The sequence below is a fragment of the Sphingomonas sp. MJ1 (PH-R8) genome, from assembly GCF_048058635.1.
Classification (GTDB): Bacteria; Pseudomonadota; Alphaproteobacteria; order Sphingomonadales; family Sphingomonadaceae; genus Sphingomonas.
In genome coordinates this window covers 1-14,611 of sequence record NZ_JBBEFX010000024.1, presented here as the reverse complement: position 1 = coordinate 14,611, position 14,611 = coordinate 1, and the positions used below count along the sequence as shown (strand labels likewise).

At 70.4% G+C, this 14,611-nt stretch carries 13 protein-coding genes and 1 rRNA gene; 3 read left to right on the top strand and 11 right to left on the bottom strand.

Going from position 1 to position 14,611, the window contains the following annotated elements; genetic code table 11:
• Positions 1-20 precede the first annotated feature (20 nt).
• The gene (locus VPH46_RS15200; RefSeq protein WP_416612577.1) at positions 21-1,895 is read right to left on the bottom strand and encodes a phosphocholine-specific phospholipase C; all 1,875 of its coding nucleotides are present in this window, start codon (positions 1,893-1,895) and stop codon (positions 21-23) included.
• Between the two features lie 386 nt (positions 1,896-2,281).
• Between VPH46_RS15200 and VPH46_RS15195 the strand changes: the two genes are divergently transcribed.
• Positions 2,282-3,238 (top strand): manganese catalase family protein, encoded by a 957-nt coding sequence (locus VPH46_RS15195; protein WP_317894286.1) that lies wholly within the window; start codon positions 2,282-2,284, stop codon positions 3,236-3,238.
• Between the two features lie 51 nt (positions 3,239-3,289).
• On the opposite strand, the gene VPH46_RS15190 is transcribed toward VPH46_RS15195, so the two are convergent.
• From VPH46_RS15190 to fdhD, 10 genes are all read right to left on the bottom strand, one after another.
• Positions 3,290-3,700: a c-type cytochrome gene (locus VPH46_RS15190; protein WP_416612540.1), complete on the bottom strand. Its 411-nt coding sequence runs from the start codon at positions 3,698-3,700 to the stop codon at positions 3,290-3,292.
• Positions 3,690-4,604, bottom strand: coding sequence for a cytochrome c oxidase assembly protein (locus tag VPH46_RS15185; protein ID WP_416612538.1), 915 nt, complete (start codon positions 4,602-4,604; stop codon positions 3,690-3,692). Before VPH46_RS15185 ends, VPH46_RS15190 begins: the two co-directional genes overlap by 11 nt.
• Positions 4,592-4,930 carry a hypothetical protein gene (locus VPH46_RS15180; RefSeq protein WP_416612536.1) on the bottom strand — a complete coding sequence of 113 codons (339 nt, stop codon included), beginning with the start codon at positions 4,928-4,930 and terminating at the stop codon, positions 4,592-4,594. The genes VPH46_RS15185 and VPH46_RS15180 overlap by 13 nt, the downstream gene beginning before the upstream one ends.
• On the bottom strand, positions 4,927-5,544 hold the full coding sequence (locus VPH46_RS15175; RefSeq protein ID WP_416612534.1) for a cytochrome c oxidase subunit 3: 618 nt from the start codon (positions 5,542-5,544) through the stop codon (positions 4,927-4,929). The genes VPH46_RS15180 and VPH46_RS15175 overlap by 4 nt, the downstream gene beginning before the upstream one ends.
• On the bottom strand, positions 5,541-7,445 hold the full coding sequence (locus tag VPH46_RS15170) for a cbb3-type cytochrome c oxidase subunit I (protein ID WP_416612532.1): 1,905 nt from the start codon (positions 7,443-7,445) through the stop codon (positions 5,541-5,543). Before VPH46_RS15170 ends, VPH46_RS15175 begins: the two co-directional genes overlap by 4 nt.
• Entirely contained in the window at positions 7,442-8,455 is a 1,014-nt protein-coding gene (coxB, locus tag VPH46_RS15165) for a cytochrome c oxidase subunit II (RefSeq protein ID WP_416612530.1), read from the bottom strand. The genes VPH46_RS15170 and coxB overlap by 4 nt, the downstream gene beginning before the upstream one ends.
• Complete coding sequence (locus tag VPH46_RS15160; RefSeq protein ID WP_416612528.1) at positions 8,452-8,922, bottom strand: hypothetical protein; 471 nt, start codon at positions 8,920-8,922, stop codon at positions 8,452-8,454. The genes coxB and VPH46_RS15160 overlap by 4 nt, the downstream gene beginning before the upstream one ends.
• An 82-nt stretch (positions 8,923-9,004) precedes the next feature.
• Complete coding sequence (locus VPH46_RS15155) at positions 9,005-11,287, bottom strand: FdhF/YdeP family oxidoreductase (protein ID WP_416612526.1); 2,283 nt, start codon at positions 11,285-11,287, stop codon at positions 9,005-9,007.
• A gap of 82 nt (positions 11,288-11,369) precedes the next feature.
• Positions 11,370-11,903, bottom strand: coding sequence for a molybdenum cofactor guanylyltransferase (mobA, locus tag VPH46_RS15150; protein WP_416612525.1), 534 nt, complete (start codon positions 11,901-11,903; stop codon positions 11,370-11,372).
• A complete protein-coding gene (gene fdhD, locus VPH46_RS15145) occupies positions 11,900-12,706 on the bottom strand; it encodes a formate dehydrogenase accessory sulfurtransferase FdhD (protein ID WP_416612523.1) in 807 nt (268 codons plus the stop codon). Before fdhD ends, mobA begins: the two co-directional genes overlap by 4 nt.
• Before the next feature lie 139 nt (positions 12,707-12,845).
• Between fdhD and VPH46_RS15140 the strand changes: the two genes are divergently transcribed.
• Together VPH46_RS15140 and VPH46_RS15135 are read left to right on the top strand one after the other, a co-directional pair.
• The gene (locus VPH46_RS15140) at positions 12,846-14,078 is read left to right on the top strand and encodes a molybdopterin molybdotransferase MoeA (RefSeq protein ID WP_416612521.1); all 1,233 of its coding nucleotides are present in this window, start codon (positions 12,846-12,848) and stop codon (positions 14,076-14,078) included.
• Positions 14,079-14,513: 435 nt separating this feature from the next.
• Positions 14,514-14,611 (top strand): 16S ribosomal RNA (locus tag VPH46_RS15135); the annotation flags it as partial.

Here is a 14,611-nt window from a genome sequence, read left to right as displayed (position 1 = left end):
TGCCGGGGCGAAGCCGCGGATCAGGCCGGGTCGGAGGTGGAGGGGCGGCCGGTCTCGAGCCGGCCGGCGATGCGGCGAAGAAAGCCGGGGGCGGCCGGGCTGGTGAGGGTGAGGTCGTACCAGCCGCCGGTGGGCGCGAGGTCCCAGGGCGGCGGGGTGCCGGTGCCGCGCCAGGAACGGTGGTGGTCGGCATAGGCATTGGGGGCGACCTGCCATACGGCCGGGCCGGGGCGGGCGGCGAGGGCAAGGGTCGCGCGCGCCGGATCGAGGTGCCAGGCGATGCGCCCGGCAAGCGCGCGATCGGCGGCGCGGCCGGCGAAGTGGCGGTGGAAGCCGTTGGGCCCGAGCACCCACAGGTCATAGGCGCCGTCCGCGCCCGCGCCCGCCCAATGGCCGGTGAGCTGCCCGCCCGCCTCCACCGTGTAGCGGCGGGGCAGGCGATCGAGCGCGAGCCGGTCATAGACGTGGAAGACGGCGGCGACGCCGGCGCGGTTCGCGCCCGCGTGGAAGGTGAGGCGGATGCCGTCCTCGTCCGGCGCCTCGGTGACGGAGAGATGGTAGGGGAGCGGGCGCGAGGGGCGGACGCCCGGCTCCTGCACCAGCGGCTGGGCGGCGGCCGGCGCGCGGGGCGCGACCTGGCCCTGGATCGCGGCGCTGCGGCTGGCGTCGGGGCGCGGATCGGGGATGCCCTCGGGAAAGCCGCGGTTCGGGCTGGCGAAGTCGAACACCGAGGTGAGGTCGCCGCACACCGCGCGGCGCCAGGGCGAGATGTTCGGCTCGGCGACGCCGAAGCGCTGCTCCAGGAAGCGGATCACGGAGGTGTGGTCGAACACCTGCGAGTTGACCCAGCCCCCGCGGCTCCAAGGGGAGATGGCGTAGAAGGGGACGCGGGGACCCAGGCCATAGGGGCGGCCGCGCAGCTCCGGCAGGTCGACCGACGCGTCGGCGGCGCTCGGGACGCGGTGATATTCGCCCGTCGTGCTGACGGTGGAGGCGCCGGCGAGGCCACCGGGCGCCGCCGGATCCTGCGACGGCGGGGCGGGCGGCGGGACATGGTCGAAGAAGCCGTCGTTCTCGTCGAACATGACGAGCAGCACGGTGCGGGCCCAGACCTTTGGATCGGAGGTGAGCACGTCGAGCAGCTCGGCGGTGTAGGCGGCGCCCTGGGCGGGGCTGGACGGGCCGGGATGCTCGGAGCCGGCGGCGGTGGCGATCACATAGGAGACCTGCGGCAGGCGGCCGGCGAGCACGTCGGCGCGCAGGCCGTCGAGGGCGCGGGTGGTGAGCGCGCGGTCGCGAAGCGCCGGATCGGCACCGGGCGCGTTCTTGTGCGCGGCGCGGAACGCCTCGAACCCGACCAGGGGGTTGTCGGTGAAATTGTCGGCCATGTCCTGGTAGATGCGCCAGTCGATTCCGGCCGCCTGGAGCCGCTCGACATAGCTGGTCCAGCGATAGGGCTCGGCCCAGCCGCCGTCCTCGGCGAAGCTGTCGTGCGAGTTGGCGATGGCGGGGCCGCCGGCGCGGCCGGCGGGATCGTTGGTGCCGGTCCACAGGAACAGCCGGTTGGTGTTGGTGCCGGTCTGCAGCGAGCAGTGATAGGCGTCGCAGACGGTGAAGGCATCGGCGAGCGCGAACTGGAAGGGGATGTCGTCGCGCCGATAGTGGCCCATCGCGCGCTCGGTCTTCACCTCCGGCCAATGTGCCATGCGGCCGTGATCCCAGGCGCGCTGCGCATCCGGCCAGCTATGGGGCGTGCCCTCCATGCGCATCAGCGCCCAATCGGTGCGGGTCGAAAGATGGAAGGGGGAGACGGTGCGCGGCCCCTCCCTGGCGGTGCGGTCGAGCTGCTGCCAGACGGTGCGGGCTGCGCCGTCCGAACCGGGCGCGAGCGGGATCGGCAGGCGATCGCCGGAAGCCGCGGACGCCGCGCAGCGTCCCGAAATAATGATCGAAGCCGCGGTTCTCCTGCATCAGGATCACGACGTGCTCGACGTCGCGCAGCGTACCGCTGCGCACGTCCGCCGGGATCGCGAGCGCGCGGGCGATCGAATCCGGAATGGCGAGCGCGGCGGCGCCGAGGCCTGCCTTCAGAAGGGTGCGGCGGTGCAGTTCGGTCATCCCGTCCCCGTGGCAGCGACCGGGCAAAGGCTCAAGCCGCTCCCGCCCGCGGAGCCGGTCAGCGCATGCTCCCGCGGCAATTGGTGCGAGTCATTTTCAACAGGAACGGGTGCGTTGCTGATGCGCTTGGGATGGACCAGAACGATACAGCAGGAGCCCGGCAATGTTCATGCATAACAAGCGGTTGCAATATACCGTGCGCGTTTCTGAGCCCAATCCGCGGCTCGCCACCATGATCATGGAACAGTTTGGCGGTGCCGACGGCGAGCTGGCCGCAGCGATGCGCTACTTCACCCAGGGCCTGGCCGAGGACGATCCCGGCCGCAAGGACATGCTGCTCGACATCGCGACCGAGGAGCTGAGCCACCTGGAGGTGATCGGATCGATCGTCACCATGCTCAACAAGGGCCTCAAGGCGCAGCTGGCCGAGGGCACGATGAAGGAGGCCGAGCTCTACCAGATGGTGGGGCAGACCGGCACCAGCGCCAAGGAATCGATCCTGTTCGGCGGCGCCCCGGCGCTGTGCGACAGCGCGGGCGTGCCATGGACGGCGGCCTATGTGGACTCGCGCGGCGAGCCGACCGTCGACCTGCGCTCCAACATCGCGGCCGAGGCGCGCGCCAAGATCGTCTATGAGCGGCTGATCAACATCACCGACGATCCCGGCATCAAGGACGCGCTGGGCTTCCTTATGACGCGCGAGGTGGCGCACCAGAAGTCGTTCGAGAAGGCGCTCTATGCGATCGAGAACAACTTCCCGTCGGGCAAGCTGCCGGGCGTCGAGAAATACGCCAGCATGTACGTCAACACCTCGCAGGGCGAGGGCGACACGACGGGCCCCTGGAACGCGGGCGACGAATGGGACCGCGTCGACGACCTGCAGCAGGTGATGCCGGCCGACGAGGGCGACGGCACCGCGACCGTCAAGCTTCCCGCCAAGGACCAGAAGGTCGCGGCCAAGATGGTGGAGCGGACCGCGTCCGATCCGACCGCCGACCCGACCACCGGGGCGGACCTGGGCGCGGGCCCGGGTGCCGGCCGCACCAAGAACGGCGACATGGGCGGTGCCCCCGACATCCAGTCGGCGCCGGCGATGGCAGAGGCCACCGTCGCGAAGTGACGGACAGGGCCGGCGCTCCCGCAACGGAAGCGCCGGCTTTGCCCTGCGCGCTCAGCGCTTCAGCGTGTAGAGATAGGCGGCCATGTCGCGGGCGTCGCGCTCGGTCACGCCCTGATCCGGCATGCCGTTGCCGGGCAGCACCTGCTGCGGCTGGCGCAGCCAGCGGGTGAGGTTCTTCGGATCGTTGACGAGGACGCCGGCGATCTCGGCGCGCAGGGCGACGCCGTTGAGGGCCGGGCCGGTGGTGCCCGTGGCGCCGGCGATGCCGGGGATGCGGTGGCAGGCGCCGCAATTGTAGCGGCCGATCGCGGCCTTGCCGGCCGTGGCATCGCCGCCGGTCATCGCCTCCGCCTGGGTACGGGTCTGGAGGCTATCCTGCCGGTAGATGCCGAACACCGAGGCGGCGCCCGCGATCGTGGCGATGCCGGTGAGGATCAGCACGAAGCGCAGCTCAGACGGCATCGGCGGTCCTTTGCGGCGACGGTACGAGCAGCGTGCGGAACAGCGCGAGCGCGGCGACGAGGTGGACGAGACCGCCGGGCACCCACATGACGAGGCCGGCGACCTGCTGGTCCTCCGCCGGGGTCATGCCGAAGGGCGCGAGCGCGAGGCGCGCATAGCCCGCGTACCAGGGGGAGTCGGAGAAGGCCATCAGCGCCCCCAGCGCTCCGGTGACAAAGGAAGTGACGAGCAGGCAGAAGGCGGCCAGCGCGCGGTCGCCGAGCGCGCTCGCGCCGGCACCGCGCCGGCCGAGCATCGCCGTCCAGAACAGCAGCGCGCTGACGATGAAGCAGAGGTGCTGGGTGGCGTGCCAGCCCTCGCTCGCGAGCGCCACGTCGAACAGCGAGGGCATGTGCCAGATCCACAGCACCGCCGCCTGGAGGAGGGTGGCAACGACGGCGCCGGTCGCCCAGAGGAAGGGGACCGACACCGCGCGGCTGGCGCTGATGCGGCCGAGGGTGCGGCGGGCGGCGGCGGGAAAGGCCCAGAGCATCGCCGACAGCGGCTCGGCCAGCACGACCAGGGGGGCTGCGAGCAGCATCAGCAGCTCATGCTCGATCATGTGGGCGGTGAAGGAACGCTCGCCCGCTTCGTGAAGCGGCGACACCAGTGCGCCCGCGAGCGTGACCCAGCCGGCGGCGAAGAGCCACAGCCGCCGCTTGAGCCGGGGGCGGCCGCCCGCCGAGCGCGCGTAGAGGCGGCGCCAGCCGAGCCCGAACAGGAGGGCGGAGAGCAGCAGGGGCACGGTGATCCATGGATCCCAGGTCCAGCCGGGCGGCTCGCCATGGTCGTGGCCGCCGTGCGCCAGGGCGGCGGCGGGCACCGCCAGCGCCAGCAGCGGGGCGAGGCGGATCAGCTGACGCATGGCGGGACGATCAGCACGGCCAGCGTCTGGAAGGCGATGGCGAGCGCGAAGATGCCGGCAAGCAGCAGCGCGACGCGCGACAGCCAGGCGCGCGGCGGCGTCTGGTCGCCCGCGGGCCGCGCGCAGGGCCAGGCGATCGCCATGGCGAGGCCGCACACCGCAAGGCTGGCGAGACCCCAGGCGAGGCCGAGCCAGGCGCCGACGGGGGCGCAATCGACCTTGAGCACGCTGCCCAGGCCGAGTTCGAAGACGTACCAGGCGACCGGCGGCAGCAGCAGCGCCGCCCAGGGGCGCACCCGCGCCGTGCGGGAAAGGGACTCGCTCACCCGAACCTCGGCGCCAGATAGACGAGCGCGCCGACCGGGATCCAGGTCAGCACCACGAAGGTCCAGTAATTGGCATTGTCCTCGACATCGGCGAACTGATCGTCGCCGACCTCATGGGTGTAGAGCCACACGCACTGGACGGCGGTGTCGCCGATGTCGGTGATGAGGTGGCTGGTGTGCAGCACCAGCAGCATCCAGGTCAGCGAGCCATAGGCATTGTCGTACCAGGTGACGTTGAGGTGCCCGAACTCGATCCCGCGCGGGATCAGCAGCAGGAGGCCGAGGACGGTCATGGCGAGCGTGCCGATGCGGACGCCGCGCTCGTTCTTGGCCTTGGCGCAGCGGCGGACCCAGAGGTTGGGGATCTCGCTCAGGAACAGGCCGAGCGTCAGCACCGCGGGCCACAGCAGGTCGGGCGGGCGGACGCCGTCGGGCGGCCAGCCGGCCGTCTGGCTCATGAGGTAGAGATAGGCGCCGGCGGCGAGCGCAAAGGCGGTGCCCTCGATCGCCATGAAGCCGATGTTGCCCCACCAGACGAGGTGGCTCGAACCCGATGCGGTCTCGGGCAGGTCGGCGAGGTCGCCGACGACGCGGGTGGGCACGGCGTCGCTCACCGGTTGCGCACCCGGAGCGGACCGGTGGTCGAGCGCTCGCGCTGCGGCCAGAACCAGAGGGTGAGCCCGATCGCGACCGGCACCGCACCCCAGACCAGCGCCCAGGGGGTGAAGATGCTGCCGACGAACAGGATGGTGACGGCGATCGCGGCGAGCAGCGGCGCGATCGAGGGCGGCGGGCTTTTCTGGCGGTATTCCGGGGTCGCCTCCACGACCGAGGTCACGAGCACTTCGCGGCGATCGACGGCGAGGCCGGTCATGACGGCGAGTTCCTGCTTCTGCGTCCACAAGGGCGTGAGGCTGTCGACCACGGGCATGGCATCGAAATTATGCTGCGGCGGGGGCGAGGGCGCGGCCCATTCGAGGGTGGAGCCGCCCCAGGGGTTCGGGCCCGCCGTCCTGCCGCGGAAGTAGCTCCACGCGGCGTTGGCGACGAACAGCACGCCGCCCGCGACCGCGATCGCCGAGCCGATCGAGGCGACCATGTTGAGCGGGCCCCAGCCCATGCCCTCGCTGTAGGTATAGATGCGGCGCGGCATCCCCTGAAGCCCGAGGATATGCATCGGGAAGAAGCCGAGATTGAAGCCGCCCACGATCAGCCAGAAGCTCATCTTGCCCCAGGTTTCCGACATCATCCGCCCCGTCGCCTTGGGATACCAATAGGCGAAGGCGCCGAAGAGCGGGAACATCGCGCCGCCGACCAGCACATAGTGGAAATGGGCGACCACGAAATAGGTGTCGGTCACCTGCTGGTCGAGCGGGGCGGAGGCGGTCATCACGCCCGACAGGCCGCCGATCACGAAGGTGACGATGAAGGCGAGCACCCACAGGAGCGGCGTGTCGAAGCGGGGGCGGCCGGTTGCCAGCGTCGCGATCCAGCAGAAGATCTGGACGCCGGCGGGCAGCGCCACGGCCATGCTGGCGGCGGTGTAGAAGTCGTTGCCGAGCCGCGGCAGCCCGACCGCGAACATGTGGTGGACCCACAGGCCAAAGGCGAGCGCGGCGATGGCGAGCATCGACAGCACCACCGCGGCATGGCCGAACAGCGTGCGGCGGGAGAAGGTCTCGACGATCACCGACACGAAGCCGGCGGCCGGCAGGAAGATGATGTAGACCTCCGGATGGCCGAACCACCAGAAGAGGTGCTGGAACAGCACCGGGTCGCCGCCGGCCGCGGCCGCAAAGAACTGGGTGGAGACCAGCCGATCCGCGATCAGCATGCTGGTGACCATCATCACCGCCGGGAGCGCGAAGATCGTCATGAGCGAGGCGAGGAACATCGCCCAGACGAACAGCGGGATTCGCGCCAGCGTCATGCCGGGCGGCCGCATCTTGAGCACGGTGGCGGCGATGTTGACCGAGGCGGCGAGCGCCGCGACCTCGGTAAAGGTGATCATCTGCGCCCAGATGTCGGCACGGTGGCCCGGCGAATAGGCGGGGCCGGAGAGCGGCGGATATTCGAACCAGCCGAGATCGGGCGTGATGCCGAAGGCGTGCGGCACCCACAGCATCAGCACGCCGCCGAGATACAGCCAGTAGCTGAAGGCGGCGAGCCGCGGAAAGGCGAGCGCGCGCTGGCCGAGCATCAGCGGCACCAGCCAGATCGCCATCGCCTCCATCACCGGCACCGACACCAGGAACAACATGGTCGAGCCGTGGAGCGAGAAGCTCTCGTTGTAGAGCTGCGGCGTCATCCGCTCCATGTCGGGCATGGCGAGCTGGAGCCGCATGTCGAGCGCGAGCATGCCGGCGAGGAACAGCAGCAGCACCACCGTCAGGATGTAGCGCGCGGCGATCCGCTTGTGATCGACCGTGGTCAGGAAGCCCCAGATGCCGGGCGCGTCGGCCCAGGAGACGTGCAGCGTGCGGAGTTCGACGGCGGGGGTGCGCGGGTCGCTCATTTCAGGTCCATCAGATAGCGCGACACCGCGTCCGCATCGGCCGGCGAGAGGGCGACGGGAGGCATCATCGTGCCGGGCTTCACCGCCTGCGGCTGGGTGACCCAGCCCTGGACGGCACCGCGGCTCATGGTGAGGGTGCCGGCGGCGACCGAGCGGCGGCCGCCGAAATGGGTGAGGTCCGGCCCGGCGCGGCCGACCGCCTGGGTGCCGCGGATCGCATGGCACATGGCGCATTGGCCGCGGGTGACGAGCTGGAGCCCGCGGGCGGCCGCCGGATCGGCGGGCGGCGTCGCCGGGCGCCGCTGGCCCGCCAGCCAGCGGGCGAATTCCTCCGGCGTGTCGACCTTCACGTCGAGCGCCATGTGCGCGTGCTGCACGCCGCAGAACTCGGCGCACTGGCCGCGAAACCAGCCGGCGCGGGTGGGGGTGAGGTCGACGCGGTTGATGCGGCCGGGGATCAGGTCGAGCTTCTGCGCGATGTTGGGGACCCAGAAGCTGTGGATCACGTCGGACGAGCCGAGCGCGACGCGCGTCGTCTGCCCGAGCGGGAGGTGGAGTTCGTTGGCGGTCTCAATCCAGGCGCCGGTGGCGGGATCGCGATATTGGATGCGCCACCACCATTGGTGGCCGGTGACGCGGACTTCTAGCGCGTCGCGGCTGCGGGCGCCGGCGATGGTGCGCTCGACCAGAAAGCTGCCGGTGATGAGGACGGTGAGGCCGACGACGATCAGCGCGGCCCAGGCGACCAGCCCGCGGGTGAGGCCGCGATCGGCCGGGTTGATGCTGGGCTCGCCCGTCTCGCTCCGGCGGCGGCGCGCGCGCAGCAGGCCGATGCCGAGCCCGGCCAGCACCAGCAGGTACATGAAGCCGCACACCGCCATCATCAGCCAGAACAGCGAGTGGATGCTCGCCGCCTGCTCGCCCGCGGGCGCGAGCGGCGACTGGAAGCCGCCCTCGCACGCCGAAAGCGCCAGCACCCCCGGCAGCAGCGCGAGCCTGCGCAGGCTCATGGCAGCACCGGCCCGGTCCAGTTGTCGCCCTGCGCCTCGCCGACCTGGTCGACGTCCTGGCGGCGGCGCTTCTCCGGCTTCAGCTGGGGAAGCGTGCGGACATAGGCGGTGATCTGCCAGAGCTGCTCGACGGGGATGCGATCGCCATAGCGGGCGTCGCCATGCCCCTGGGCGATGAAGCGATAGACCTGGTCGAGGTCGCTGCCATGCGCCCAGAGCTTGTCGTTGAGATTGAGCGCGCCCGCGGCATCGCTGCCGTGGCAGCCGCCGCAGCCGTACCAGGTGAAATAGCGGCCCCCTTGCGCGACCTGATAGGCGTTGCGCTCGTAGCGGGCCGCACGCGGATCCTGCGCGCCCGTGGGTTCGGTCTGCGGCAGATCGGCGCCGACCGTGCGCGACTCCGCGCTGCACCCGGCCAGGGCAAGGGCGCACAAGACGATGAAGGACGAGGATCTGTTGCCCGGCACCAAGCGAGCCTTGCCAATCCGGAAGAACCGGTCAAGCACACAGGTTGCTTGACCGGAAGTTGATTTCCGAAGGGCGACGCGATCAGGTGACGATCCGCACTGGCACCGCCTTTGCCGCGGGCGTCTTGGACTCCTGGTCGTGGTGGCTGAGCGGGATCAGCGCGTTCATTTCCGGATAATAGGAAGCGACGCAGCCGCGCGGCAGCAGGAACGGGGTGACGGTGAGCCCGCCGACCTCACGATGGACGCCGTCCTCCGCATCGGTCCGCAGCCCCACGACCTGTCCTTCCGCCAGCCCGGCCGCGGCGATCTCGTCCGGATGCATCAGCAGCACGTCGCGGGTACCCTCGATCCCGCGCAGCCGGTCCGAATAGCCGTAGATGGTGGTGTTGAACTGGTCGTTGGAACGCAGGGTCATCAGCCGGTAGCGGCCGGGCGCATCCTCGAACCCCGCGGCCGACAGGTGATCCGGCACGGTGAACTCGGCCTTGCCGCTCTCCGTCTTCCAGACGCGGTCGCGCGCCGCATTGCCGCGGTAGAAGCCGCCGGGCGTGAACAGGCGCTCGTTGAACTTGGCGAACTCGTCGGGATAGGTCTGCTCGATCAGGTCGCGCACGCGGCCATAGTCGGCCACCCACTCGTCCCACTGCACCTTGGGATTGGGCGGCAGCGTCGCCTTGGCGATGCCCGCGACGATGGCGATTTCGGAGAGCAGGTGCTCGCTCGCCGGCTTGTTGTGCGCGACCGAGCCGTGGATGCAGCTGAGGCTGTCCTCCATCGTCACCGTCTGCGGCCCGCTCGCCTGTTCGTCCACCTCGGTGCGGCTGAGGCAGGGAAGCAGATAGGCGACCTGGCCGTTGATGAGGTGGCTCCGGTTGAGCTTGGTCGCGATCTGGACGGTGAGGCGCAGGCGCGTCCACGCCTCCTCCATCTTCTCGCGCTCCGGGATGGCGCGGACGAAGTTGCCGCCCAGGCCGATGAAGGCCTTGATCTCGCCGGTGAGGATCTTTTCGCAGGATTCGACCGTGTTCATCCCCTTGTCGCGCGGGGGATCGAAGCCGAACAGCTCGGCGAGCTTGTCGAGCGGCACCAGCTCGGGCTTTTCCGAGATGCCGACGGTGCGCTGGCCCTGGACGTTGGAATGGCCGCGGACGGGCGAGCAGCCGGTGCCTTCGCGGCCGATGTTGCCCTTCAGCAGCAGCAGGTTGACGATCATCGCCAGGTTTTCAAAGCCATGCACCTGCTGGGTGAGGCCCATGCCGTACATGACGATGGTGTTCTTCGCCTCGACATAGACTTGGGCGGCGGCCTCCAGATCGGCGCGCGGCAGGCCGGACTCGGCCTCGATCGCTTCCCAGCTCATGCCCGCGACATGCGCCTTCAGCGCCTCGAACCCGTCGGTGTGCTGTTCGAGGAAGTCGACGTCGAGGACGTGGCGCTTCTCCTCGGCCCAGAGCTTCTCCTCGGCCGCGAGGATGTGCTTGATGAGGCCGGTGATCGCCGCGATGTCGCCGCCGGCCCGCACCTGCAGATATTGGTGCGAGATCAGCGTCGGCTTCTTCAAGTGCAGCATCTCCGCCGGGCTCTGCGGATCGCGGAACACCTCCAGCCCGCGCTCGCGGATCGGGTTGAAGGTGACGATCTTCACCCCGCGCTCCACCGCCTCCTTCAGCGGGTGGAGCATGCGCGGGCTGTTGGTGCCGGTGTTCTGGCCGAAGAAGAAGATGGCGTCGCAGTGATGGAAGTCGCTGAGCACGCTGGTGCCCACCGGCACGCCGATCAGCTTCTTGAGCGCGACCGAGGTCGTCTCGTGGCACATGTTGGAGCTGTCGGGCAGGTTGTTGTGCCCATAGAGCCTGGCGAAGAGCTGGAAGAGATAGGCGGTTTCCAGGCTGGCGCGGCCGGAAGTGTAGAAGACGGCCGCGCCGGGGTCGATCGCCCGAAGCTCCCGCCCGATGCCGTCGAACGCCTCCTGCCAGCTGCACGGCACATAGCTGTCGGTCGACGCGTCATAGCGCATCGGATGGGTGAGGCGGCCGAGCTGCTCGAGGTCATGGTCGCGCCAGGTCTTGAGCTCGCTGACGCGGTGGCGGGCGAGCACCTGCGGCGTGCAGCGGCGGCTGGTGAGGTCCCAGAGCGTGGCCTTGGCGCCGTTCTCGCAGAATTCGAAGCCATGGGGGTGGGCAGGCTTGGTCCAGGCGCAGGACACGCACATGAAGCCGCCGGGCTTGTTCTGCCGCTCCAGCGTGCGCAGCGCACCGGGACGGTCCACCTCGCGCATCCACGTCTCGGTGATGCCGCGGACCGAGCCCCAGCCGCCTTCGGCACCCTTGTAATGTACGGTGCCCTTTTTTTCCTCGTCCATCGGCGCAGCTCCTCCCCGCCCCGGCCGGGACGTGCCTTTGAAAAGGCACAACGCCCCGGCACCCGGAAAGGATGCAGCGCGATCACCCGGCCAGTTCGGCGAGGTCCGCGGGCGTGTTGATGTTGGGGATCGGTTGCGGAAGGGAAAGAACGGTGGCGCCCGCAGCCGCGCCCCAGCCGCGCAGCGAACGCCGCGGGTCGCTGGCGAGAAAGGCGTCGAGGGCGGGGGCGAGAGCGCTCGGCCACCAGCCGATCAGCGGCATGGCGTCGAGGAAGCTGGCGCCGCCGGGCGCGCGCAGCCGGGCGACCAGATCGTCCGGCAGCAGGGGCGTGTCGCAGCCGACGCTCACCACCCCGTCGAAACCCCGTTCCTGCGCATGGGCGAGCGCGGCGGCGAGGCCGCCGAGCGGTCCGAGGCCGGGGGCGGGGCGGTCTGGCAGGTGCGGCAGATCGGGGAGGAGCGGCTCGCCACCGCAGACCGCCACTGCCGTGACCTGGGGGGCCAGCGCGCGGGCGGCATGGGCGATCAGCGGCTCGCCGTGCAAGCGCGCCAGCGCCTTGTTGGAGCCGAACCGGCGCGCCTGCCCGCCGGCCAGGATGGCACCCAGGATCCTCACGGCGTGTCCGGCAGCAGCAGCATGGCGTCGGAGCGGGCGAGCACGATCAGCCGAAGTCCCGCGTCGCGCGCGCGGGCGATGGCGAGGCTGGTCGGCGCGGAGATCGTCACCAGCGTGGGGCAGTCGGCGAGCGCCGCCTTTTCGACCAGCTCATAGGAGCAACGCGACGACAGCAGCGCAAAGCCGCCCTCCCAGCGAAGCCCCTTGCGCAGCATTGCGCCGATCAGCTTGTCGAAGGCGGTATGTCGGCCGACATCCTCGCGCACGAGCCGCACCGCGCCGACCGCGCTGACCAGCGCCGCGGCATGCACCGCGCCAGTCACGCGATTGAGCGGCTGGTGATCGCGCAACGCCTCCAGCGCGGCGAAGATGGCAGTTTCGGCAGGGGCGGGGGCGGCGGGCACGCGACGGAGCGGCCGGATCGCCTGTTCGAGGTTCTCGATTCCGCACAGACCGCAGCTCGATTCGGACACGCGGTGGCGTACGCGCTCGACGACGGCCGCGGCCCGGGACGGAGCGAGCGTCACGCGCAGCACCAGGCCCGTGTCGGCCGGGTGGCAGTCGATGTCGACGATCTCGTCCGCCCGCCCGATCAGCCGTTCGGAAAGCGCGAAGCCCGTGGCGAAATCGGCGAGGTCCGCAGGCGTCGCCATCACGACCGCATAGCCGAGGCCGTTGAACTCGATCGCGAGCGGGCGCTCCAGGGCGACCGGGCGCTCGACCGCTACGCGGCTGCCGTCGGCGCGGACACAGACCAGGGTCTCCACGACCGAACGGCCGGTTTCGGCAAGCTCCTGGGTCACGCGGCGTTTCCTTGGGCGGTGGATCGCATGCTGTTGGACGAGCACCACCGGGCGCACAAGCCGGGTATAACCGTAATTCGGGCTGGCCAGGGTACCGAGCGATGCGCCAGACGTCGCAAGGACAAAGCAGGAAGTGCGCATGCCGCTGGAAGAAGAGCCGTTCCCCGCCCCGGTCCCGTGCGCGGCCGATTTGAGCTTCGATGCCGCGCAGGCGCTGCTGGCGGCGGCGGCCGTGCCGCTCGGCACCGAGCGCGTGCCGCTGCGCAAGGCCGGGCGGCGGGTGCTGGCCGAGCCGGTGGTCGCCGCGTTCGATTCGCCGCGGCGGGACACGGCGGCGATGGACGGCGTGGCGGTGCGCGAGGCGGACCTGGCGGACGGGACACGTCGCCTGCCTGTGGCGGGGGCGGCCTATCCGGGCCCACCCTTCACCGGAACGGCGGAGGGCGCGGCGGTGCGGGTGACGACCGGCGCGGCGCTGCCGGCCGGGACCGACCGGGTGGTGCCGGTGGAGTTGCTGGCGCAAGCGGATGGGTGCGTGCTGCTGCCGGAGCGGCTGCCGGACAAGCGCCATGTCCGCCCGCGCGCGTCCGACTTCGCCGCGGGCGCCCCGGTGCTCGCGGCGGGACGCATCCTCGACCCGCGCGCGCTGGTGGTCGCAGCCGCAGCGGACGCGGCGGAGGTGGTCGTGTGGCGGCGCCCGCGCGTGCATGTGATCGCAAGCGGCGACGAGCTGGTGCCGCCGGGCAGCGCGGCGGCAGGAGACGGGCTGCTCCCCGACAGCCTTTCGGAGGCCCTCCAGCTGCTGGTGCGGCAATGGGGCGGGCAGCCGGGCGGCGCGACCCGCGTGCCCGACGATGCCGGCGCGATCACGGCCGCGGCGCAGGCGGCGCTGGCGGACTGCGACATTTTGGTGATGGCGGGCGGCGCTTCCCGCGGCGAGCGCGACCTTGCCCGCACCGGCCTGAAGCCGCTGGGGCTGGAGACGGACTTCGCCGGCGTGGCGATGAAGCCCGGCAAGCCCGTGTGGCACGGCCGGGTGGGGGCGAAGCAGGTGCTGGGCCTGCCCGGCAATCCGACCGCGGCGATGACGGTCGCGCGGCTGTTCCTGGTGCCGCTGCTGACGGCGCTGGAAGGGCGGAGCTTTGCCGCCGGGCTCGACTGGCAGCCGATGCCGCTCGCGGCGCCGGCCGAGGCGGGAGGACCGCGTGAGGCGTTCCTGTGCGCGGCGCGGACATCGGCAGGCGTCACCATCCTCAATCGCCAGTCGGCGGCATCGCAGGCGATGCTGGGACTGGCCGACCTGCTGGTACGGCGCCCCGCAGGGGCACCGGCGCTCGCGGCGGGGGAGCGGGTCGAGGCGCTGCGCTTCTGATCCCGGGGACTATGGGCGCCAAGCGAGCCGTGCGGGGCCGCGGGAGCCTTTTTCCGGGGTTGCGGAACAAATTTCAAAAAACTGCAATCGAATCGCTTGACGGTATCCGACCCCTCCCCTAAATGCCTGTTCACCGGACGGGGCGGCCTTCACGGCCTGGTTCGAACGGTTCTGAAACGCGAGGTACCGGGCCACTCCCGAAAGGGGGTGCCATTCGGCGCCGGCGTTTTGTTCTTTGACATTGTTGGTTAAGATGAAGGGACATGTGGGCGGCGGCTCCGGTCTGCCACGTTTTCAAGGCGTGGTGTGGTCGGTTAAAGCTAAGCCAGTTCATATGTCCTATTACATATCCACAGTATATGTGATGTGCAGGAATTGGCTCCTTGAAGTGAGCTGCTTGATCCTCGTTATTCCGCGGGGATTGGGTGGAACATCAAACTTGAGAGTTTGATCCTGGCTCAGAACGAACGCTGGCGGCATGCCTAACACATGCAAGTCGAACGAGACCTTCGGGTCTAGTGGCGCACGGGTGC